General features: G+C 35.0%; 22 protein-coding genes. 12 read left to right on the top strand and 10 right to left on the bottom strand.

What is annotated here, in order from left to right; all coding sequences use genetic code 11:
* The first annotated feature begins 1 nt into the window (after nt 1).
* Nucleotides 2-499 carry a phosphoheptose isomerase gene (locus EG344_RS10150; RefSeq protein ID WP_123909330.1) on the top strand — a complete coding sequence of 166 codons (498 nt, stop codon included), beginning with the start codon at nt 2-4 and terminating at the stop codon, nt 497-499.
* A 320-nt stretch (nt 500-819) separates the two neighbouring features.
* Here the strand turns inward: EG344_RS10150 and EG344_RS10145 are convergent, their stop codons facing one another.
* The 5 genes from EG344_RS10145 to EG344_RS10125 all read right to left on the bottom strand — a co-directional run bounded on the left by EG344_RS10145 (nt 820) and on the right by EG344_RS10125 (nt 7,047).
* A complete protein-coding gene (locus tag EG344_RS10145) occupies nt 820-3,504 on the bottom strand; it encodes a TonB-dependent receptor domain-containing protein (RefSeq protein WP_185145602.1) in 2,685 nt (894 codons plus the stop codon).
* Between the two features lie 67 nt (nt 3,505-3,571).
* Entirely contained in the window at nt 3,572-3,934 is a 363-nt protein-coding gene (locus tag EG344_RS10140; protein WP_164464418.1) for a hypothetical protein, read from the bottom strand.
* 19 nt (nt 3,935-3,953) lie between these two features.
* Nucleotides 3,954-4,595 carry a hypothetical protein gene (locus tag EG344_RS10135; RefSeq protein ID WP_123909329.1) on the bottom strand — a complete coding sequence of 214 codons (642 nt, stop codon included), beginning with the start codon at nt 4,593-4,595 and terminating at the stop codon, nt 3,954-3,956.
* An 82-nt stretch (nt 4,596-4,677) separates the two neighbouring features.
* Nucleotides 4,678-5,364 carry a response regulator transcription factor gene (locus tag EG344_RS10130; protein ID WP_002982671.1) on the bottom strand — a complete coding sequence of 229 codons (687 nt, stop codon included), beginning with the start codon at nt 5,362-5,364 and terminating at the stop codon, nt 4,678-4,680.
* A gap of 144 nt (nt 5,365-5,508) precedes the next feature.
* Nucleotides 5,509-7,047, bottom strand: coding sequence for a sensor histidine kinase (locus tag EG344_RS10125; protein ID WP_123909328.1), 1,539 nt, complete (start codon nt 7,045-7,047; stop codon nt 5,509-5,511).
* A gap of 201 nt (nt 7,048-7,248) precedes the next feature.
* On the opposite strand from EG344_RS10125, the gene EG344_RS10120 reads away from it, so the two are divergent.
* Nucleotides 7,249-7,734: an SRPBCC domain-containing protein gene (locus EG344_RS10120; protein WP_123909327.1), complete on the top strand. Its 486-nt coding sequence runs from the start codon at nt 7,249-7,251 to the stop codon at nt 7,732-7,734.
* Nucleotides 7,735-8,066: 332 nt separating this feature from the next.
* Here EG344_RS10120 and EG344_RS10115 read toward each other — a convergent pair whose 3' ends face one another.
* The 4 genes from EG344_RS10115 to EG344_RS10100 form a co-directional block, all read right to left on the bottom strand.
* Complete coding sequence (locus EG344_RS10115; RefSeq protein ID WP_066694474.1) at nt 8,067-8,405, bottom strand: hypothetical protein; 339 nt, start codon at nt 8,403-8,405, stop codon at nt 8,067-8,069.
* Between the two features lie 87 nt (nt 8,406-8,492).
* On the bottom strand, nt 8,493-10,538 hold the full coding sequence (locus tag EG344_RS10110; RefSeq protein WP_123909326.1) for a S9 family peptidase: 2,046 nt from the start codon (nt 10,536-10,538) through the stop codon (nt 8,493-8,495).
* A 139-nt stretch (nt 10,539-10,677) separates the two neighbouring features.
* Nucleotides 10,678-11,418 (bottom strand): uroporphyrinogen-III synthase, encoded by a 741-nt coding sequence (locus tag EG344_RS10105; RefSeq protein ID WP_034721908.1) that lies wholly within the window; start codon nt 11,416-11,418, stop codon nt 10,678-10,680.
* 11 nt (nt 11,419-11,429) lie between these two features.
* The gene (locus tag EG344_RS10100) at nt 11,430-11,999 is read right to left on the bottom strand and encodes a DUF4271 domain-containing protein (RefSeq protein ID WP_250252225.1); all 570 of its coding nucleotides are present in this window, start codon (nt 11,997-11,999) and stop codon (nt 11,430-11,432) included.
* A gap of 339 nt (nt 12,000-12,338) precedes the next feature.
* On the opposite strand from EG344_RS10100, the gene EG344_RS10095 reads away from it, so the two are divergent.
* The 4 genes from EG344_RS10095 to EG344_RS10080 all read left to right on the top strand — a co-directional run bounded on the left by EG344_RS10095 (nt 12,339) and on the right by EG344_RS10080 (nt 15,788).
* Nucleotides 12,339-13,055, top strand: coding sequence for a polyprenol monophosphomannose synthase (locus EG344_RS10095; RefSeq protein WP_123909324.1), 717 nt, complete (start codon nt 12,339-12,341; stop codon nt 13,053-13,055).
* Nucleotides 13,056-13,101: 46 nt separating this feature from the next.
* Nucleotides 13,102-13,467: a DUF4296 domain-containing protein gene (locus tag EG344_RS10090; protein ID WP_123909323.1), complete on the top strand. Its 366-nt coding sequence runs from the start codon at nt 13,102-13,104 to the stop codon at nt 13,465-13,467.
* A 69-nt stretch (nt 13,468-13,536) separates the two neighbouring features.
* Nucleotides 13,537-14,667, top strand: coding sequence for a tRNA guanosine(34) transglycosylase Tgt (tgt, locus tag EG344_RS10085; protein WP_123909322.1), 1,131 nt, complete (start codon nt 13,537-13,539; stop codon nt 14,665-14,667).
* A gap of 8 nt (nt 14,668-14,675) precedes the next feature.
* Nucleotides 14,676-15,788, top strand: coding sequence for an LptF/LptG family permease (locus tag EG344_RS10080; RefSeq protein WP_123909321.1), 1,113 nt, complete (start codon nt 14,676-14,678; stop codon nt 15,786-15,788).
* Here the strand turns inward: EG344_RS10080 and EG344_RS10075 are convergent.
* A complete protein-coding gene (locus tag EG344_RS10075; RefSeq protein WP_123909320.1) occupies nt 15,782-16,498 on the bottom strand; it encodes a biotin--[acetyl-CoA-carboxylase] ligase in 717 nt (238 codons plus the stop codon). The genes EG344_RS10080 and EG344_RS10075 overlap by 7 nt on opposite strands.
* Before the next feature lie 87 nt (nt 16,499-16,585).
* On the opposite strand from EG344_RS10075, the gene rsfS reads away from it, so the two are divergent.
* The 6 genes from rsfS (at nt 16,586) to EG344_RS24275 (ending at nt 23,544) form a co-directional block, all read left to right on the top strand.
* Nucleotides 16,586-16,951: a ribosome silencing factor gene (gene rsfS / locus EG344_RS10070; protein WP_123909319.1), complete on the top strand. Its 366-nt coding sequence runs from the start codon at nt 16,586-16,588 to the stop codon at nt 16,949-16,951.
* A gap of 21 nt (nt 16,952-16,972) precedes the next feature.
* Nucleotides 16,973-18,994: an ATP-dependent zinc metalloprotease FtsH gene (ftsH, locus tag EG344_RS10065; protein ID WP_123909318.1), complete on the top strand. Its 2,022-nt coding sequence runs from the start codon at nt 16,973-16,975 to the stop codon at nt 18,992-18,994.
* Nucleotides 18,995-19,130: 136 nt separating this feature from the next.
* The gene (locus tag EG344_RS10060) at nt 19,131-19,712 is read left to right on the top strand and encodes an LUD domain-containing protein (RefSeq protein WP_164464417.1); all 582 of its coding nucleotides are present in this window, start codon (nt 19,131-19,133) and stop codon (nt 19,710-19,712) included.
* A gap of 24 nt (nt 19,713-19,736) precedes the next feature.
* Entirely contained in the window at nt 19,737-20,609 is an 873-nt protein-coding gene (locus EG344_RS10055; protein WP_123909316.1) for a phosphatidate cytidylyltransferase, read from the top strand.
* Nucleotides 20,610-20,613: 4 nt separating this feature from the next.
* Entirely contained in the window at nt 20,614-21,267 is a 654-nt protein-coding gene (locus EG344_RS10050) for a phosphatidylserine decarboxylase family protein (RefSeq protein WP_123858654.1), read from the top strand.
* 1,701 nt (nt 21,268-22,968) lie between these two features.
* A complete protein-coding gene (locus EG344_RS24275; RefSeq protein ID WP_228412898.1) occupies nt 22,969-23,544 on the top strand; it encodes a helix-turn-helix transcriptional regulator in 576 nt (191 codons plus the stop codon).
* Nucleotides 23,545-23,690 lie beyond the last annotated feature (146 nt).

The following is a 23,690-nucleotide window of genomic DNA, read 5'->3' as shown; positions in this document are numbered from 1 at the left end:
TATGAGCACGGAAAAAAAAGAACTATTCGATAGAGTTGAAAAAACTTTGGAAACTCAGGGTTTTACAATTGCGGCAAAAGATGAAACCAGACCATGGGGAGGTTTTTTTGTAATAGATGAAACACAGGCACAGGATTTTGCCAACCAATACTTTGATGGAATTGATGTGGAGAACTTAAGAATAGGCGGGAAGCTAAGTCCAAAAATTCTTATTGTAGCTCCGGAAGCAAGATTAAGCTGGCAGTATCACCACAGAAGAGCAGAGATCTGGCAGGTTGTAGAAGGAACGGTAGGAATCAAAAGAAGTCCTACAGATGAAGAAGGAGAAATTGGAGAATACCATCCGAAAGATCAGGTCAAACTTCAACAGGGAGAAAGACACAGATTAATAGGTCTGTCAGGCTGGGGAATTGTAGCCGAAATCTGGCAGCATACCGATGCATCCAATCCTTCAGACGAAGATGATATCGTAAGAGTACAGGATGACTTTGGAAGATAAAATGAAAGAGCAGTATCAATTTTGATACTGCTCTTTTTATTGGGTAAGGAAGCAGAATGCTGGAAGAGAAGATTTACTGTCTTTTTTCATAAAACCTGTCCATTATTTTACCATCGAATTTATTGATTGAGATAGGTCTCCGGATTTTTGTAAAAATATATGAATACTTAAACCTATAAGGTTTTTTTGAAAGTTTTGATAATAAAAAAACAGCATCAATTTGATGCTGTTTTATATTTTCAAGGATTTTCTGAAACAGAAAAAGAAGTTATAAATATTTCAACTCAATAAACTGTCCAACAGTATTTCAATCTCCCTCTTTAAAACGTTACGTCCAGTCCCACATAAAAGTTCGCTTTCATAATCGGAGCGTATACCATTCCGCCATCAAAATAGTTTCCGAATGGATTTCTAAAATCGATGATTGCATTTTTCTGGTAATAAGAAGTAAGATTTTCTCCACCTACGTAAGCCCTTAGCTTCTTATTGAAGTTTTTTGAGATCTGTGCATTCAGTACAGCATAAGAATTGGAATAGGTTGGTAACTGAAATTCTGCAGGATTACCAGCCATATTCGGAAGTCTTTGTTTTCCTACCCAGTTTAGCGTGGTATCAAAACTCCAGAATCCACCTTTATCGTTTTTGTTCGTAGAATAGGCAAGGTTTATAAAACCTCTGTGTTTTGCCATAAAAGGAACCTCTCTTCTTCCGCCGATATAGTCCGCCTGTACATCATAGTATTTATAAGCTAATCTTACATCAAAATTTTTGAAAGGAGTAAAATCCCATTGCGTTTGGAAGGAATTCGCAAATGATTTTCCTTCCAGGTTATAGAATGTAAATTGTTGAGGAGATCGGTCTAAATCTACCAATACCTGATTCTGGAAATCGGTTCTGAAAAAATCAGCAATAATTGTGGATTTTCTTCCGAAAAGCTTGAACTCCTGTTGTAAGCTTGCTCCATAATTCCATGCAATTTCAGGCTTTAAACCATAAATGTTTCCTCCGTTTGGTAGAATATTAATTGCTCTGTTAGAGGCAAAATACTGTTGGCTTTCGGCAAAAACATTCGCTGTTCTGAATCCTCTTCCAGCAGAAAGTCTTAAAATAGTTTGCGGGGTAAAATCATATTTGAAATTCACTCTTGGTGTAAACTGAGTTCCTGCCAGGTTGTGGAAATCCACTCTGGTTCCGGCTACTAAAGTATATTTTAAACCTGTTAAAGTATATTCGGCAAAAATTCCCGGAACAATTTCATTTCTCTTAATATTGTCCGTTAAATACGTCTCCTCATAACCATCATACAGGAAACTAGCTCCCGCTTTATATTTATGATTGGTATTTCCAAGGATGCTCTCAAAAATTAAATTTGAATAATACGTATGCTGTTTCCCAGAATAATTTCTCAATCCGAAGAAACTGTCCTGCTGGTGGTATACATATTGGTTCATCCAACCAATACTCTGGTAAGGTTTTCCTTCAAAAACATATCCTGTTTTATTCCAAACCTGAAATCTTGAGATATCAATTCCTACCCCATAAGCAGATTGTTTATCCTGAGCCAGTTTCTTGTCAAAAGCAGTTTGGCCTGCAGTTCTTTCATCTCTGATGAAATTAATTCCAAAATGAGATCCAAATCCTGATTTTTCCAGGTCATTATAGTTAAGAAGGTAAGCAGCATTGATCTGCGTTCCTTTTGGTCTGTCAAGAAAGCCATCATCATTCATATCCGTATTTCCAAACGTTCCGTTTCCGTGAAGAAGGAAAGTCTGTGACCATTTATCATTAATGGGAGATACACTGGTAATATTTGCCTCAGCTCTTCCGTTAAAATCAGAAAAAAGGTTCAGGGAAGTTTCCGGAGTTTTGGCATTCTTCAACAATTCAGTGTTGATCTGCCCTGTAATACTTTCATAACCGTTGGTTACTGTACTTCCGCCTTTCGTTAGCTGAATACTTTCAATCCATCTTCCGGGAATGAAATTTAATCCATAAGCCGAAGCCAATCCTCTGATCTCAGGGAGCTGCTCTTTTGTTAAGCTTGTATATTTTTGATCCAGACCCAGCATTTTTAGCTGTTTCGTTCCTGTTACAGCATTGCTGAATGATACATCTACAGTGGCATTCGTTTCAAAGCTTTCAGATAAATTGCAACATGCTGCTTTTAATAGTTCTTTTTTATCAATATTAAAAACTAATCCTGCTTCTTTCTTGTTTAAAGAAGTAGCGGCTTTAGAACCTGTTACTACAACACCGTCAATACTCTTTTCATGCTTGCTGTGAGCATCATTGTCAGATGGAGCTGATTGATTTTCATGTTTAGCTTCTTCATAATGAACTTTTGGATTGGCTTCTCCAAAGGTAAAATCTCTGTCATACAGGCAACATCCGGGAAGACCATTGTAAGTAGCGTCCAAAGCCTTGTATTTTTCATTATCATGCCCTGCATCGGCAATTGCTTTTAAGATTTTATCCGATGAAGTTTTTGCAGCATCAAAATGTAAAGTAACCGTTTGTTTTTCTGCACTCCATTCCGCGGAATCTGCTCCTGCTCCCTGAGCTGCTTTTTCAATTCTTGCTTTGCATGAAGCACAGTTTCCTCTTACGTAAAATTCATTTTCTTTTTTGGCTGCAGGATGATGCTCATGATGTTCTGCTGCAGCTTGAGTAGGTTGTAAATCTCTTTCGTATAGACAACATCCCGGCAGGTTTTTGTAAACATCATCAGAAGCTTTAAATTTTTCATTATCATGACCTGCTTCCGCTACTTTTTTTAGAACTTCATCTGTGGAAACCTTATCCGTTTCTAAAGTCAATGTTTGAAGGTCAATAGAATAAACAGCCGTTTTTGCGCCTGCCTTTTTAGCGGCACCTTCAATTCTTGTTTTGCACATTTCGCAGTTCCCTTTTACTTTGAACTGGTTTTTCTGAAGATTTTGAGCGTATATAAATTGAGTAAATAAGAATAATGCACCAAGTATCAACCTGGAAATATATAATTTCATTTGTTTAAAATTTAGATTAAATAAAATACGGTTCGCTATAGAATATAACGAACTCACAATGTTTTAATTAACCTATTTTAGGCGGCTGCCAGATTTCCTTTAAACGGTCTGAAAGATAAGGGTCTGAATATTGAAACTGAGGATTCTTATTGGCTTTGTAATAAGACAGTTCCAAACGCAGGTTTTTTGAAAAAGGGGTCTCAATAAAAGTATAGCAGGCAATACATGATGAGCAGCAATCGTCATTACATGACTTTGTCGCATCATCTTTACCCTCTTTTTTTGAAGAATGATTTTTACAACAGTCACTCTTCTTTCCGGACTCTGCCTTGCAGCAGGTTTCCTGCATAGATTGAGCATAGAAGCCGTCCTTAGGAACCAAAAAGATTCCCAAACAAAATACTATTGCCAGTAGGTGAAACAGCTTCATATCTGCAAAAATACAAAATTTATGGCAAAGGATCACCAACTTTTAGAGAACAGCTATGCCAAGGTTCCCCATGAGCAGGGTTTACTTTGGGTTTTTCTCCCATAGCCAGATTTTGTGAAGCCACCTGAGCAGGGGTTGGTGTAGGGGTAACCTGGATGTTATTTTGAACCGTTTGCTGAGCCGGAGCCGGTTTACTGCTCAAAGGTTGTCCAACAGGAATATCACATCGGTGTCCCGGTTGCCCATGTGGTGGGTTCATTCCCGGAGCTGTTTTCCCGGGTTTAGCATTGTCCATCGTTATTTTCGCTGGAGATGCTGAACTAGGGTCAATTTGAATGGCATTGTTAGCACCTACGCTGATATTTTGTGAAGCAGGAGCAGCTGCAGGCTGGCTGTTTAAAGGCTGTCCAACAGGAATATCACATCGGTGCCCCGGTTGTCCGTGCGCAGGATTCATTCCCGGAGCAGTGGCCATAGCAACCGTTGCCGGATTGGATTGAACTCCCGCCTGATCCATTAATGAAACTTTTGGGGTATTATTGATAGCTACAGAAGATTGCTGAGAACCAGCCTCTTCTTTTAAATAAGTTGCTTTTTCATCTTTCTTACAAGAGACAGCTAATATTGATACAGAGATCAAACCTAAAAACGTATTTTTCATATCCTTGATGGGGTATGAAACAAAATTAGCAAAACATTTTCAATTGTTTTGCTAATTTTATATTTATAATACGGTTTTTAGATTAATTTTTTACAAGAAGTCTAAATCCTTCACCGTGAACGTTGATAATTTCTAATCCTTCGTCATCTTTCAATAATTTACGAAGCTTGGCAATATACACGTCCATACTTCTTGCCGTAAAGTAATTTTCCTTTTTCCAGATCTTTCTAAGAGCAAGGTCTCTTGGCATGAAATCGTTTCTGTGGATGCAAAGAAGTTTCAATAATTCGTTTTCTTTTGGAGAAAGCTTATATTCTTTATCACCCACCTTCAGCTGTCTCAGCATAGAATCGAAAAAGATATTGCTGATCTTAAATTGCTCCTGTTCCTCATTTTCCAGGGTAGAGCTTCTTTGAAGAATTGCTTTGATCTTGTATAAAAGAAGTTCCGTATCAAATGGTTTCGTGATGTAATCATCAGCTCCCAGTTGGTACCCTTTAAGGATATCTTCTCTCATATTTCTTGCTGTAAGGAATATAATCGGTGTATTTTTATCAATCTTTTTTACATCTTCAGCCAATGAAAACCCATCTTTCTTAGGCATCATGACGTCAAATATACAGATGTCGAATTCATTTTCCGTAAATTCTTTCAATCCCTGTTCTCCATCAGTAGCAAGGGTTACTTCAAAATTATTGATTGTTAAATAATCTTTAAGCACCGCCCCGAAACTCTGATCGTCCTCTACTAATAATATTCTGTTGCTCATAACTTTTACTAATTAATAATTAACAATTAAGAATGAACTATCTCACTCTCACTCTTCTTATATTTTGTTTTTTGGTTCTTTATTTTATAATTGATGGGTATAATTCATTAATCTGGTATTATTCATCAATCAATACTTATATATTTATCCCATTGGAAGTTTTATCGTAAACGTACTTCCAGTTCCTTTGTTGGATTCTACGATAATCTGTCCTTTGTGCAGTTCTACAATCTTTTTAACATAGGAAAGGCCTAATCCCTGTCCTTTTACGTTGTGAATATTTCCGGTTTCTTCCCTGAAGAATTTCTCGAAAATTTTTGTTTTATTCTGGGTTTCCATTCCCATTCCTTTATCTGAGATCTCAATAACATACCAATGGCCCTCATTTTTAGTTTCTACATGAATTTCCGGCGCTTCGGGAGAATACTTGTTAGCATTATCCAGTAAATTCACCAGCATATTCGAGATGTGGAATTCATCAATTTTAAAATTATAATGAGTGGCATTGAATTGTTGAGTCAGGGTACCATTTCTCTGTTGTACGATCAGATTAAAAGATTCTGTTGTTCTCTGGATCAATTCCCTGACATTGGTTTCCTTTAGGAAGAGTTCTACTTCATTTCTTTCAAGCTTAGACATATTCAGGACATTTTCCACCTGCTTTTTCATTCTCAGATTTTCCTGCTTAATCAATTCCGAATAGTATTTTACTTTATCCGGGTTGGTCGCAATTTTGTCATTCGCTAATGAATCCGTTGCGACGGAAATAGTTGCGAGCGGTGTCTTGAATTCATGAGACATGTTATTGATGAAGTCTGTTTTCACTTCAGCAAGTTTTTTCTGTCTCATCATATAATTGATAGAAATGATATAAATTCCAAGAATCGTAAGCAATGAAAGGAAAGTTCCCAGGAGCATCGGCCAGTTGTTCATCGCCAAAGCATATTCCTTTTTAGGGAAGACTAAAGCAAGATTGTATAAAGTATTGTATTTTTTATCTGTGAAAAGAGGATAGCTATAGGTATTGCTGTCTTTTTTTTCTTTGTAAGCCTTATTGGCAATGGAGGTAAGTTTATTGTCTTTATCAATAATTCCATACCCAAACTTTGCTGTAATCCCTCGGATTTTCAATTCTTTTGTGATCACTGAATCAAGAGTGGCCGGGCTTACCCTTTGTGCAATAGGTAAATTGTTTCCATATACCTTTACAAACTCTTTTACGGCATAATCCCCGGTTTCAATATCCTGATTGATATCCGAGGTAAGAATTTCGCGGTTGGTGGTATCTCTTTTTATTTTATAAGCGGCTTCATCAGTATATAAAGTTGTCAGCTTTACAGAGTCTCCTTTTTTAGAAATAGGAAGCTGTGCATTGGAAATAATATTTTTGGAATAAATAATTTGTCTCTGAGTCCCGGAATCCTCTACCTGTTGAATAGTAGTAAGTGAGGGGTTCTTACTGTTGGCAAGGATCGTACTTCTGTTATCCTTGGTAAGATATTTGTCGGCTTCAATTTCTTCAATTGTTTTTGATGTACTTTCTAAAACAGAATAAACTTTATTGGAAAAGTCCTGTTCCAGTACACCGTAATAGCCTTTCAGCCAATAAAATTGGAGCGTAACAAAGACAATCAGTGAGATCGTCATAAACACCGAAATTATTGGGATGAATTTATTATTCATTATTTAATTGTATATGTTTTGGAAAAATGAATGTTAAAATTAATTGTTTTAAGACTACGTAAACAAAAAACGAGCCAAAAAATTATGTTTTTTTTCTTAAAAGATAGTTTTTTAACAATTATTTATGAATTATTGTTTACTTGTCATAGGAAAAGTCCTTTCTGTAAATAAAGCGCTAACTTTATTTAAAATTATTACTTTATGGAATCTAATATCATTTTCAACAAAGATTTTGACTCGAAAAGCGTGTATGTAATGAATATTTACAACACTGATGTTTCGAAAGTATGGAATTATTTTACCCAATCCGAATTATTGGATCAGTGGTGGGGCCCCAGACCCTGGAAGTGCGAAACAGTAAAACAGGATTTTAAAGAAAACGGAATCTGGCTTTATGCAATGGTAGGTCCGAATGGTGAAAAAGGATATTCTCAATCCCAATATGGGGAGATTATAGAACATAGAAGTTTTGATTGGACCAGTGCTTTCTGTAATGAAAACGGAGAAGTGAACGAAGAAGCCCCAAGATCAAAATGGCTGATTGGTTTTACAGGAGTAGAAGAAGGAACAAAAGTAACGGTAAATATTCACTATCAGTCCGAAGAAGTAATGAAAAAAATGCTGGATATGGGTTTTGAAGAAGGTTTTAAAATGGGATTGGGTCAACTAAAGGAAATTATTGGGTGATAGGATAGTAAAAATGTGATGATAGATCATAAATTTTATGATATGAAAATAGGGTACTTCAATTGAGGTACCCTATTTAATGAAATATGGAGTAAAAAATGTTTCGCATTATTTCAGACTTAGAGTTTTGTATGCTCATGAAAGTTTCTTCTATAAAATGGTGAAATTCAGATATAATCAATCGGTAACGAAATAATTTTGGGGGTTGATTTTATTCAAAAAAAATAGAGACAATTTTTATTTGTCTCTATTTGTATAAGGAAATATGGCGTTTTTTTATTAATAATGATATAGTTTGATTATTAAATTTTCAAAATACCATGTTTTCACATTTAAATAAGTTCCTCTTCCTGAAAGTACTGAATAATAGCCTTTTTCATAAGCAAGGTCTGCTCATTAGGCTTTAATTCCGGAAGATCTTCCAGCTTATCAAACTGGGGCCACCCATCTTCATAGTGAGTGAATTTATAATATCCAAAAGGTTCAAGCAATCTGCAAACTGCAATATGGATAAGGTTTACTTTATCTTCTTTCGTATATTTTTGTTGTCCACTGCCCAATTCCTGTAGACCAATTAAAAACAGTAACGTTTCAATGGGCGGATTTTTCTCGGTTTGGAAATTATCTTCGAAAAACTGTTCTATTTTTTTCCAATATTCGGACTCGTTCATATAATTTACATTATTAATGTTTTGATTCCTCTTCTCATTTCATTTGTAAGGGAGGAAAGTTATTTTCAAAGTTTCGTCAACTTTGTTTTATTCTTTATTATCAATCTTTAATAAGAATGCATATTCTAATGCGTCTTCTTTCAGAGATTCAAATCTTCCACTGGCACCTCCGTGTCCTGAACTCATATCTGTTTTAAAAACCAGGATATTGTTGTCTGTCTTTAATTCTCTAAGTTTGGCTGTCCATTTTGCTGGTTCCCAATACTGTACCTGGGAATCATGGAATCCTGTTGTGATAAGGATATTTGGATAGTCTTTAGCTTCTACATTATCATAAGGAGAATACTCTTTCATATAATGATAATATTCTTTGTCATTTGGATTTCCCCATTCATCATATTCTCCGGTCGTTAATGGGATTGTATCATCCAGCATTGTAGTCACAACATCTACAAACGGAACCTGTGCAACAATTCCATTGAATAATTGTGGTTCATAATTGACAACGGCTCCTACCAAAAGTCCTCCTGCGCTTCCACCCATTGCATATAAATGCTTGGATGAAGTATAGTTTTCCTTTATCAGATATTTTCCTGCATCAATGAAATCGAAGAAAGTATTTTTCTTGAATAGCATTTTTCCATCCTCATACCATTCTCTTCCCAGGTATTCACCACCACGGATGTGAGCAATAGCATAAATAAAACCACGATCAAGAATAGAAAGTCTTACATTGGAGAAACTGGCGTCTACAGTGTGTCCATAACTTCCATATCCATAAAGTAGAAGGGGAGTGTCTGCTGATTTTTTGGTGTCCTTATGATACACCAGAGAAATGGGGATTTTGGTTTCTCCATCTCTGGAATCTGCCCAGATTCTTTCGGATATATAATTTTCCGGGAAGAATTTTCCACCTAAAACCTCTTGTTGTTTCAGAAGTTTTGTGGTTTTATCTTTCATGTTATACTCATATGTAGAACCAGGTTGAGTAAGGGAAGTGTAGCCATAACGTAACACCTCTGTGTCAAATTCAAGGTTGATTCCTATATAAGCAGTATAAGTTGGATCAGAGAATGGGAGGTAATAAGACTCCTTGGTTTTTTCATCAATAATTTTGATTTGAAGCAGCCCTTTTTCTCTTTCTTCCAGAACCAGATAGTCTTTGAAAATCTCAAACCCTTCCAGCAAAACTTGAGCGCGGTGAGGGATAACATCTATCCAGTTTTCCTTACTGCAGTGGTCAATCTTTGTTTTTACGATTTTGAAGTTCGTAGCATCATCAGCATTGGTGATAATGTAGAATTCATCTTCATAATGTTCTACGGAATATTCAAGATCATCTATTCTTGGCTGGATAACTTTCCAGTCTGCAAAAACATTGTCTGCAGGAATAAAATGATGCTCATCAGAAATCGTGCTTGAACTTGCAATAAAAATATATTGTAAGGATTTTGTTTTAAATACGTTTACATCAAAAGTATCATCCTTCTCATGGAAGATAAGGACATCTTCAGAAGAATCGGTTCCCAGTGTATGTCTGTACACCTGGAATGCACGGAGGCTTTTATCTTTTCTTATATAGAAAACATGTTGATTGTCATTCGCCCAAACTGCCTTTCCTGTAGTATTGAGTATTTTATCAGGAAGAATCTCGCCGGTCTTTAAGTTTTTAAAATTTAAAGTATAGATTCTTCTTCCTACATTGTCCGAAGAAAAAGAAGTCAGTTCGTTGTTTGGGCTTACTGCTACACTCCCCACTTCAAAGAAATCTTCACCTTCCGCTAAAATATTTACGTCAAGTATAATTTCCTCTTCGTTATCCATGCTTTCATGCTTTCTGCAGAAAATAGGATATTCTTTGCCTTCTTCATAGCGTACAATATACCAGTATCCGTTAAAGAAATATGGTAGTGATTCGTCATCCTTTTTATAACGGGCTTTCATTTCTTCGAAGAGTTCTTCCTGAAGTTCTTCAGTGTCTTTCATGATGAATTCTTCGTAAGCATTTTCTTCTTCAAGATATTGAATGACTTCCGGGTTTTCCCTTTCATTAAGCCAGAAGTAATGATCTGCTCTTATGTCGCCGTGGGTTTCTAGTATTTTTTCTATTTTTTTTGCCTGTGGAGCTTTCATCAGAATATTTTAATTTTTATACGCTCAGAACTGCTTCTGAGAACATACTATTCAATGTTAATTTTTGTTCAAATGTAGTTAAAAAAAAACCATCTTTCCTTTATTGGAGAGATGGTTAGCTTTATTTTTGTATTAAAGGCTATTTGTGTAGCGCTTTAATATATTTTTCTAGAGCCATGGTCATAGAAGGTGTTTCCTTCGTAGGAGCCATTAGGTCTACTTTTAATCCTGCTTCTTCTGCAGCAGCTAAAGTAGTATTTCCGAAAACTCCGATCTTTGTTTCATCCTGCTTGAAGTCTGGGAAATTCTGCTGTAGAGACTTGATTCCCTGTGGGCTGAAGAAGATCAACATGTCATAATCTTTAATGTTGATGTCTGTCAGGTCACTGCATACGGTACGGTACATGATTGCTCTTGTCCATTCTACGTTGGCAGAATCCAAAGTTTTTACAATATCCGGACTTAAAACATCTGAAGATGGCAACAGATACTTTTCAGTAGGAAACTTCTTGAACAGAGGAAGAAGATCTGAGAAGTTTTTCTCCCCAAAGCTGATTTTTCTTTTTCTGTACACGATGTGTTTCTGAAGATAGTTGGCAATTGCTTCCGACTGGCAGATATATCTCATTGTATCCGGCACTGCGAAACGTAATTCTTCCGCAAGTCTGAAGTAATGGTCAATAGCATTTTTACTGGTAAAAATAATACCGGTGTATTGCGTCAGATCTATTTTCTGAGTTCTGAGTTCTTTATTGTCAACCCCTTCGACGTGGATAAATGGACGGAAATCAATCTTTATTTTTTCCTTCTTCGCTATATCCAGATATGGAGAAGACTCACTAGGCGCTGGTTGAGAAACCAATATAGACTTTATTCTCATCTTTGACTTTATTAAAAAAATAACAACTTCCAAAGCAGTAATAATGGTGCGATTTGGAGCGTGCAAATATACAAAAATTTATAATACCATTTCTCGGGAAGAATCTTGTTCTTGTGAAATAAATAGAAAAAAACTTTGAAAATGAATACAAAAGAAAAGAAGAAGAAATAATAGATGAAGATTTTATTTCTGTCTACAGGGAAGTAATAGTGGCTAACACACAGAATTATCAACAAAAAAGACAGGATAAAATAAAATTTTGTGGAAGTGAAATAGAAAATAGTCCATTTTTTTCCATCACCTATACTTTGATAAAATAAAAAACCTAATGTAGATTTTATCAGATAAAAAAACATAACCGCAAGCAGAGTATATCCAAACTTATTAAGCTGATATCCCAAAATATGCAGATCTGCAATGAATTTAGGAACTACCGGAATATACTGAGAGATTAGGGCTGATAAAGTAAGAGTAGTTACGCAGGATGTGATAATCCAGCTCGGAAGGTTATTGCTTGCATCAAAATACTTTTGAAGCAGGAAGTCTTTAAGACTGGCATCTCTTTCTACAATGTTCATCATAAAAACATATAAAAATATACAGCCTATAAGTATAAAAATGACCCAATCATTGTTCTCAGGTATTCTTACATAATTGATGTAGTTTGGTGATGATGGCAAATTTTAAGTTTTTTTATTTTTTTATTTAACTATAAATAACACAACTTGGCATAGAATTTCTTTATTGCTTCATCTGTTAAATCTAATCTTAAACACTTTTTTCATTGATTTTATACATCATTCACAACTGCGGAAAACAATCTTAGTCTGATCCACTAATCTTTGAAAAATATTTTTGCAAAATTATAGATTATTTTGTATAAAATAAAAAGGTTAAATAAACTATCTTTGCAAACTGAAATGAAAAAGCTCGTCATCATCCCAACCTATAACGAAAAGGAAAATATTGAAAATATTATTTCCGCAGTTTTTGCATTAGAGGATGACTTTCATATCTTAGTGGTGGATGATTCTTCTCCAGACGGAACATCGGATATAGTAAAGGAATTACAGAAGAAACACCCACATTATCTGCATCTTTCGATAAGACATAGTAAAGATGGATTAGGTAAGGCCTATATTCATGGATTTAAATGGGCGATCGAAAATAAATACGACTATATTTTTGAAATGGATGCCGATTTTTCGCATAATCCTAATGATTTGCCCAAACTTTTTGAAGCCTGTCTGAATGCAGATATGGCCATAGGCTCCCGTTATTCAAAAGGAGTAAATGTGGTAAACTGGCCTATGGGGAGAGTTTTACTGTCCTATTTTGCATCAAAATATGTTAGATTTGTTTTAGGACTTCCTATTCACGATACCACAGCTGGTTTTGTCTGCTTTTCGCGAAAAGTGTTGGAAGAAATAGGATTAGATAATGTAAAGCTGAAAGGATACGGATTCCAGATAGAAATGAAATTCAGAGCCTTTAAAAAAGGTTTCAGAATTGTAGAAGTTCCTATTATATTTACCAATAGAATTTTAGGAGAAAGCAAAATGAATGGCGGAATTATCCATGAAGCCGTTTTTGGTGTTTTAAACTTAAAATGGAAGTCAATCATCAATAGATTATAAATAAGACATGACTAATTCTTCCAATACAAAATATAAAAATAAGCTGATGAAAAATTGGATTCTTGTTTTTGTTTTTCTGGGGCTGTTTTCATGTAGTGATTATATTGATAAGCCTAAAAATCTGATCGATCAGGAGGTGATGGCAGAAGTTATCGCTGACCTTGTGATGAACGATCAGGTTAATTTTATGTATCAGAACAGGAATATGGAAGCTGGTACAAGGTTTATTTTAAAATCTCATAATGTAAAGCCGGATGACTTTGTTGAAAGTTTTAAGTATTATGTGATTAAAGAAGAAATGGCAGACATCGCCACCGAAGCACAGCAAATTTTATTAAAGAAGGATCCTAAAGCGGATCAATATGTAAAAGATAAACTAAAGAAGGCTGAATTGGGAATGCCTCAAAAATAAATAATGGTGAAGCGGGTTTTGCCCGGACAATGATAATCGCTGATCGCAGCGAATTAAAAAAGTGTACAGATGAAATTTTTTAATATCGAAAAAACCTCTGAAGGAAAAGCCAGGGCAGGGGAGATTACTACAGATCACGGGAAGATTCAAACTCCTATTTTTATGCCGGTGGGAACTGTTGCAAGTGTGAAAACAGTTCATCAGAGAGAATTAAAAGAAGACATTAAAGCCCAGATTATTTTGGGAAATACTTACCACCTTTATCTTCGTCCAGGAATGGAAACGATGCAGGATGCCGGTGGTTTACATAAATTCATGAACTGGGATCTTCCTATTCTTACAGATTCAGGAGGTTTTCAGGTATTCTCGTTAGCGAGCAACCGAAAAATGACAGAAGAAGGGGCTAGATTCAAGTCTCATATTGACGGAAGCTATCACATGTTTTCTCCTGAAAGATCAATGGAAATTCAAAGACAGATCGGGGCTGATATTTTTATGGCTTTTGACGAATGTACTCCTTATCCTTGTGATTACAACCAGGCAAAATCATCTATGGAGCTTACTCATCGTTGGCTGAAAAGATGTATAGAATGGACCAATGATAATCCTGAATTATATGGACATAAGCAAAGACTTTTCCCAATTGTTCAGGGATCTACTTATTCCGACTTAAGAAAAATTTCTGCAGAAGTAATTTCTGAAGCAGGAGCAGAAGGAAATGCGATTGGAGGTCTTTCTGTAGGAGAACCGGAAGAGGAAATGTACAGAATTACTGACGAAGTAACAGATATTCTTCCAAAAGAAAAACCAAGATATCTGATGGGAGTTGGAACTCCTTGGAATATTCTGGAATCCATTGGATTAGGAATTGATATGATGGATTGCGTGATGCCTACAAGAAATGCCAGAAATGCAATGCTTTTCACATGGCAAGGGGTAATGAATCTTAAAAATGAAAAATGGAAGCGTGATTTCTCGCCTTTGGATGAGTTTGGAACAAGCTTCGTAGATCGTGAATATTCAAAAGCGTATCTTCGTCACCTGTTTGTATCCAAAGAATATCTGGCGAAACAAATCGCTTCAATTCATAACTTAGCATTTTATCTTGACTTGGTAAAAGTAGCAAGAGAACATATCATTGCAGGAGATTTTTATGAATGGAAAAACTCTATCGTACCGGTTCTTAGACAAAGAATGTAAAAAGAATTATGCTTAAGATTGTAGACAGATATATCATCAAAAAATACCTTGGAACTTTTAGTTTCATGCTGGTACTGTTGTCTATAGTAGTACTGGTTATCGATGTTCAGCAAAAAATCCCAAGGATAGAAAATGCAAAGGCTCTTGATCCTAAACTGGATCTTGGGTATTTCCTGCTTCATTTTTATCCTTACTGGATCATCAATCTTGTAGTAACATTTCTTTCCATTTTGGTATTTATCACGGTGATTTACTTTACCTCCAGGATGGCAAACAATACTGAAATTGTGGCTATTATCAGTAGTGGTGCTAGTTTTCACAGGTTTTCAAAACCTTATCTGTATACTTCAATTCTGATTGCATTAATGGCACTTGTGGTGTATCATTTGGTTCTCCCTTGGGCTAATATCAAGAAAAATCAGCTGGAAGCATATACCTATAATGCGGCCAATAAAGAAAAAATCCTGGGAACTGCTCCTGCCTCTTCACAATTGAGTAAAACAGAGTATATCTTTGTAGATTCCTGGAATAAAAGAGAAAAAAGAGGATCCAGCTTTGTGTATCAAAAGTTTGATACCCATAGAAAAATGGTGTACGAATTGAAAGCTAGTGAAGTATACTGGGATCAGGATAAAAAGCAGTTTGTACTCAATAACTATCTGGAAAAGACCATCAATAAAGATAATACAGAAAAGCTGAGTAATGGGATAGAGCTTAGGAAAAACTATAGCCATTCCCCTGAAGAGCTTTTCCCAAATGAACTTTTAGGACAGAATAAAACAACACCCGAACTTTTAAAATTCATAGAAAGAGAAAAAGCCAGAGGAAACAGTAACCTGAACTCTTATCTGAATGAGCTTCATCAGAGGACATCAATGCCTGTTTCTATTATTATTCTGACTTTCCTTGCGCTTTCTCTGTCTTCTCAAAAGAAGAGAGGGGGATTAGGGATTAACCTTGCGATAGGGATTTCATTGGCCTTCCTGTTTGTCTTTTCATTTGAAGCTTTAAAAGTGGTTTCAGAAAATAAAAGTTTATCTCCGGCTTTAGCGATGTGGTTGCCTAATCTGGTATTTCTTCCGCTTACTCTATATCTTTATATCAAAAGAGCTAATCAATAGAGGAGTTTTACCTCCTTATGGTAAAAAGAACGCATACCGTCTTTTTCCAATTCGATCCAAAGTTCTCCTTTGTCATCTGCATTGCGGATGATGCCATTTTGTCGCTCTTTTTCAATTTCAAAGACAGAGATCTCATCCTTTCGAAACAGACTCTCATTGAAACGACCCAGTATTTCCTGGTCAGAAGGGATGTTTTTTAGTTTTTCTGACAAGAACTCATGGAGGTTTACACTAAGCTCTTCAAGGTTGAATTCATGCCCTGTCTGCGTCAGAAGTGAGCCGGCATTTGAAATTTCTTCAAATTTGTCCTGCAGGATATTGATTCCGGTTCCAATGATGAAGTAATTATTTTGATTAATTTTTTTCTTTTCAATCAAAATTCCAACGATTTTTTTACCTTTAAGGATAATATCATTCGGCCATTTAATTTTTACATCATAATCAGCCAAATTGGCAAGGAAATCCCTGACAATAATTGCGGTATAATAATTGAATATAAAGTCGGAGCACAGGATGTTTTGAGTATTCACTGCCAGCGTATATGCCAGGTTTTTTCCGGCAGTCGGAATCCAGACATTTCCATACTGACCACGACCTTTAGTTTGGCTAAAAGTATGTAATCCTATAAAATCTGAATTTTCGTAAAGTAAAAACTTTGATATTTCGTCATTAGTAGAAGAACATTCTTTCAGATAGAAGAGTTGGCTCATTTAAGAAAACTTTAAGACATTAAGGAGGTAAAAGTAAGGTTAAAGTAAAGAAAAAACAATAAATTTGCAGATTATAGTATTTTTTTAATGAATAAAACAGCAGAAAAACAAGCACTAATAGATAAAATCGTTGAAGCACTTCAAGATGTAAAAGCAGAAGATATTATGATCTTTGATCTTTCAAACATTGAAAATTCAGTAGCGGAAACGTTCGTAATATGTAGCGGTAACTCGAATACACAGGTTTCAGCATTAGCTGGTAGTGTAGAAAAAAAAGTAAGAAACGACCTGAAAGACAGACCTTGGCATGTAGAAGGTACGGAAAATGCAATGTGGGTATTGGTAGATTACGTTTCAGTAGTGGTTCACATATTCCAGAAAGATGTTCGTGAGTATTACGATATAGAAGAACTTTGGGGTGACGCAGTCATTACCAAAATTGAAAATGAATAATAAAAATTTTAAAAAGTCTAAATGAATAACAAAGGATTCAACTGGTTCTTTCCTATTGCAATCATAGCTCTTTTGCTTTTCTTTGGTTCCAATTTCCTTGGTGGAGATGCAGCAAAAACTATTGATGAAGATGGTTTCTTTAGAGAAATGCAGGCGGGTAAAGTCCAGAATATTATTATATACAAAGACATAGAGAAAGCTGATGTTTTCCTTACCAAAGAAGCAAAATCAGCAATGGTTTCCAAAACCGGAAAGGAAAATAACCCTTTTTCAGCTTTAGATATGGCCCCAAAAGCAGATTACTCTGTAAAATATGGGGACCTTCAACTTTTTCTTCAGAAATTTGAACAGATCAAAGCAACTAATCCGGCTATTAAAACTGCTAAAGATTATGGAACCGGAAAAAGTCCTTTCGCAGATATTCTTATATCTGCATTAATCTGGATTGCAATTCTGGGATTATTCTACTTTCTTCTTTTCAGAAAGATGGGTGGAGGCGGAGGTCCTGGCGGACAGATCTTCTCTATTGGAAAATCTAAAGCTAAGCTTTTCGATGAAAAAGAAAGAATTCAGGTAACGTTTAAAGATGTTGCAGGATTAGAAGGCGCTAAAGAAGAAGTACAGGAAGTGGTAGACTTCTTGAAAAACTCTGAAAAATACACAAAATTAGGAGGTAAGATTCCTAAAGGAGTACTATTGGTAGGGCCTCCGGGAACAGGTAAAACCTTATTGGCAAAAGCTGTTGCTGGTGAAGCTAAAGTTCCATTCTTTTCCCTTTCAGGATCTGATTTCGTGGAAATGTTTGTTGGAGTAGGTGCTTCAAGAGTAAGAGACCTTTTTGCTCAGGCTAAAGCCAAATCTCCGGCGATTATCTTTATCGATGAGATTGATGCTATCGGACGTGCAAGAGGAAAAAATAACTTCTCAGGCGGAAACGATGAAAGAGAAAACACATTGAACCAGCTTCTTACTGAAATGGACGGTTTCGGAACAGATACGAATGTTATCGTAATGGCTGCAACCAACAGAGCGGATATCCTTGATAAAGCTTTGATGAGAGCAGGACGTTTTGACCGTTCGATCTATGTAGACCTTCCGGAACTTCACGAAAGAAGACAGATTTTTGATGTTCACTTGAAGAAAATCAAACTGGATGACAATGTAGACAGAGAATTCCTTGCTAAGCAGACTCCCGGATTCAGTGGAGCAGATATTGCTAACGTTTGTAACGAAGCAGCGCTTATTGCAGCAAGAAATAATCATACTTCAGTAACAAAACAGGATTTCCTTGATGCTGTAGACAGAATCATAGGAGGTCTTGAAAAGAAAAATAAAGCTATCAAACCTTCTGAAAAGAGAAGAGTAGCTTATCACGAGGCAGGACACGCAACTATTTCATGGTTGGTAGAACATGCTTCCCCACTTTTAAAAGTGACGATTGTTCCAAGAGGACGTTCACTAGGAGCAGCTTGGTATCTTCCGGAAGAAAGACAGCTTACGACTACTGAGCAGATGTTGGATGAAATGTGTGCAACATTAGGAGGTAGAGCAGCTGAGCAGGTAATCTTCAACAATATCTCTACAGGAGCCCTTTCTGATTTGGAAACGGTAACGAAGAGAGCACAGGCAATGGTAACCATCTACGGATTAAGCCCGAACATCGGTAATATTTCTTACTATGACAGTTCAGGTCAGTCTGAATATTCATTCGGAAAACCATATTCTGAAGAAACAGCTACTAAGATTGATGCAGAGATCAAATCGATTATCGAAAATCAATATGAAAGAGCGGTTAGAATTCTTGCTGATAACAAAGATAAATTAGATGCTCTGGCGAATAAACTTTTAGAAAAAGAAGTAATCTTCCGCGAAGACTTAGAGGAAATCTTTGGTAAAAGAGCTTGGGATCCTGAATTGACAGAGAAACCGGTTACCAATACGATTCCTGCAAAAGATCTGCCGGAAGTGCTAGAAACACCTCAGATTAAAGAAAAAGAGGATGAAAGCGAAATACAGGCTCCAGAAAGCCCAACACAGCTTTAAAAATCCTTACAAAATAGGAATTATAAAACCTGACAACTTTAAAATTGTCAGGTTTTTTCATATTTAAGGAGATATTTTGGAATCTATTGTAATTTATTTTCTATTTTTGTATAAAGTTGACTAAAAATAAATTAAGTTGAATTTATTCAAGAGGATTGTAAGCAAACTTACCAACCAGCCTGAGGAAGAGGATAAACAGAGCCTGGAGAAGCTTGGGGATTCGCTAAAAAATGCGGATCTCGACTATAAGTTTGCGCAATTATTTACGCATTCGGGGGGATTTTTTAATTATTGTGCAGATGAAGCGGAGGCTCTACAAACTTTAAATCAAATTATCAAAATAGAAGGTATTAACAACCTGTTCTGTTGGGATAAGGAACTTCAGAACTTTTTAAATGTTGTGAAGAGTTCTTATACTTCAGAATTGCAGCCGTCTAATGAAGCCGCATTTATCACCTGTGAATACCTGATTGCCTATGACGGAAGAATTATGCTTTCTCACAATAATATTCTTCATTATCATTCTTCAAGGCTGCCGGATAGAATTATCATCATTGCCAATGTTTCACAGATTGTAAACAATCTGAATGATGCCATGGGGAAAATAAAAAGAAATGGAAATATAAAGAACCTTACTTCCATCAGCGGAAGCCAGTCAAAAATGGACAGTTCTTCCAATTCCAATACAAAACTGTTTTTATTGCTGCTTGAAGATTAAGCATCCACTACTAAATTTTAAATTTTGGACAAAAACCTCATTCAAAGAACCGTTTCAGGTCTCGTATATGTAGCCATTATTATTCTTTGTTCGACTCCGCTAGGGGCGCAACTTATTAACAGTGTTTTCCCTGGTCTTATTCAGCAACAATATCTCTATCATGGATTGATGAGTTTTTTGTTGGTTGTAGGTACCTGGGAATGTGTTAAAATAATGAAGTTTGGAAAAGGCTATGAAAAATGGGTAGTGTATCCATTGGTTATTTTTATATTTTACATTTTTTCCAAAAGATACTTCCATCATGATTTCTTTTTTGATTTCAGGTTGAGTGAAATATTAGCTCTTGCTCTCATTGGTATCGCTATAGTCACTTTATTTAAGTTTCCTAACGAATTATACTTCGATAGCGGAAAATTGATTTTTACCGTTATTTATGTCGCCTTGCCATTCAGTTTTGCATTGGGATTACCTAAGTTCTCCAGCTATAACGATGGTTTTTCTCTGGAAGTTCTTTTCCTTTTTATCCTGATCTGGAGTAGTGATACTTTTGCTTATCTCGTAGGAAAGTTCTTTGGAAAACATAAGATGGCCCCTAAAATTTCACCTAAAAAAACATGGGAAGGATATGCTGGAGGTGTTGTTTTAACCTTGGTTTTATCTTACTTTATAGAGCATTATCAGCCAGAGTTAAGAGGGAACTGGATGGTTGTTGGATTTTTAGTGGCAGCTTTTGCTCCATTGGGAGATTTGGTAGAAAGCCAACTGAAGAGAAACTTCGGTGTGAAGGATAGTGGAAACATCATTCCGGGGCATGGAGGAGTATTAGATAGACTGGATAGTTTTATTATCTGCGTTCCTGTCGTATATTTGTACTTTATTTTAGAAAAATTTATTTAGTCTCATGAAATTACATAGAGAATCAAAAGGAACGATTACCGTAGCCACGATACTTTTTCTGGTATTGGGGGCATTAGCTATCTATTTCCTTAAAATATGGTCTTTGCTGATCATTGCACCTTTGTTGGTTATTTACTGTCTGGTATTTTGGTTTTTCAGAGTCCCGAATCGTACTATTCTTGACCATAAAGAGAACGTCATTGCTCCGGTTGACGGAAAAGTGGTAATGATCAAAGAAGTGGAAGAAAATGAATTCATTAAAGGAAAGGCCATTCAGGTTTCTATCTTCATGTCTCCTTTGAACGTTCATATCTGTAGATACCCGGTTACAGGGAAGGTAATATATAAAAAATACCATCCTGGAAAATACCTGGTAGCATGGCATGAAAAGTCATCTACAGAGAATGAAAGAACAACCGTAGCTATTGAAACTGAAACCAATCATAAAGTGGTTTTCAGACAGATTGCAGGATATGTAGCCAGAAGGATCGTATTCTATTGTAATGAAGGAGATCAGGCGAAAGCCGGACATGAGTTTGGATTTATTAAATTCGGGTCAAGAATGGACGTATTTCTGCCTTTAGATACTGAAATCATCTGTAAGATCGGAGACATTACCAAAGGAGGATTGGATGTCATTGCCAAATTGAGAGATTAATATTAGGCAAAATCAAAACATATAGAAAGGAGAAAACGTAGTTTTCTCCTTTCTTATTTCTTTTTTAGATGTATAAATATGATAAACAGTATTATTGGTGGCGAAGGATATTGTTATGTGTCAGATTTTATATCCAACCATTATGTGAGATTAGCTTCCTTTTTGCCGTAAAAAATATTTCTTACTCCTTTTAAATAATCTCTATCTAATTGTTTTAGATGAAGATCTTTTATTTTATAAAACGAAACGTACTCGTCTGATTTTATAGATTCAAATTGTTGAGGATAGGTAATTAGAGAAAAAAATAACTAAAAAATAAATTTCTATTTCATTTTTTATTTGTTGAAGATTTAAATTGAAGCTCTTTTTTTACGATTTTTACTACTCACGAGTGTTATTGCGTGTGTATATTTCTTATCGTTATTGAGTTTTTAATAATAATTTTGCTAAGTAAAATCTATGTATAGTTCCAAACAGATTTTCAAGGGACTTCAGATTTCGAGTAAGAGAATTTCCAAATTTTTCAAATGCAGTGAGGAAAAAATTCAGAAGATGTTTGAGCAAAAAGTATGGATAATGACCTTTTATTAAAATGGAGTAAGCTTTTGAAATATGATTTTTTAGATTATACACTGGCCATTTAATTTTAAATGCAGCCTCTATAAAAACCTAATTGCCTTTAAAAAATATATTCCCTGTATTTAGAAAAAGTGTGTATACTCAGAATGTGAAGAATTTTATTCTCGGAAAAATTTTTATGAAACAAATGACTCCTCATGAAGTGATTTTGAATTATAACATACCTAAAACAACTCTTTATAAATTATAAATGAATTAAGAAAAAATGATTAGATATGATACCAAATTATAAAAAAATATATACGATATTATCAGAGAGAAATTAAATATTCTAAAAATTAGCAATAAGCAACTCCGATCATATGACAAGAATTCTATTCTGGAAATTCTAAATTATCAGAAAAAAATAATCTCAACAATACAGAACTTGCAAATCATTTTGAGATTAGCAGAAATAGTATTACTAAATGGAAAGAGTTCTTACTACCTATCAATTTCATGATTTCTTGTAATTGAGCTTTTATTTGTAAATGAGTCTATACTGTGTTAGTTTTAAATACGTAATCTGTTTTTATTAATTTGTTTGCTGATTTTTTTAAATTAGCATTGTTGTAATATTCGGATTTTTATAGTGTTTAAGTTTCCAAACCTTCTTGGGCAATGACGCGAGTCAATTAAATTGTCCTTTACAATGATATTTTTAGGATGATGAAAAAAATATTTTATTATATAATCAATAGTGAGCTTGAATCACTGGATAATGATTTTGATCGCAATGATTTAATGCTTATCAATCGATATTTGCTTTTTCTTTTTTTGCTATTTCTATTCTATTCTGTTTTTATTATTTTTTTCTTTGGAGATCTTCTTAGTTCTGTATTCCTAATTATTATTACTCTTTTTTGGCTCGTTCTAATAAGTGTAAAAGGGAAGTTAGCAAGGTTCAGAAATGTTATAAAGAATATGATTGTTCTTATTTTTCTGATTCTTACTTTTATAATAAGTGTTTTCCACGTGTATACCTGGAAAGATGCGGGAGTTGAATATTTCTATTTCTCTCTCCTTTTTGCTCTTCCTTTTTATTTTAACTATAAATATGATTTTAATACAATACTACTTATTGTGAGTGTTGTAGCAGCAAATTTTATAGTATGCATGTATTTTGATCTTGATTTTTTGCCAAGAAGTGGATATATAAATCAAGAAGACCTAAGAACTATAAAGCTGCTTAATGTTCTTTTTGCCATTACAACTTTTCTGATTGATATTTATTTTGTTTCTCAAAAAGATAAGCTGATCCATGGTTTGAAGAAAGAGACTGAAATAAAAGATTCTACAATTGGCGATCTGCAAAAAGTGAATAACGAGCTGATGTACCAACAGGTAATTAATAACAATTTAACGCAGGATAATATTGCAGAAATTATAAATCTTGCAGAAGATAATTCTCCTTTGTTTTTTGAAAAATTTCAATTGTTTTTTCCTGAATTTATTCCCAAAATTTTAAGTATTAATAATGGTCTTATTTATTCTGAACTGCATATTTGTGCTTTAATGAGATTAAATTTTGATACTAAAAAAATTGCAACATCTATAAACAGTAGTGTAAGGGCTGTGGAAAGTCGGAAATACAGAATTCGAAAAAAACTAAACATTACCTCGAATATGAATATTAATAATTTTATTCTTAAAATATAAACTCGCTAAATTTAATGAGTTTTGATACGCATGCGTAGTATTGTGCGGTATTGATTTGTCGAATTCTTAACATCTATAATAACTTTGTAGCCGAAAATCACAAAGGCTTAAGGATTATTAGTTGAACAAATTAATATTAATACATA

The organism is Chryseobacterium sp. G0162 (assembly GCF_003815715.1).
In the GTDB taxonomy this organism is placed as follows: domain Bacteria; phylum Bacteroidota; class Bacteroidia; order Flavobacteriales; family Weeksellaceae; genus Chryseobacterium.
Note: the sequence above shows the minus strand (reverse complement) of the source record. Positions and strands in the feature narration are given on the sequence as shown.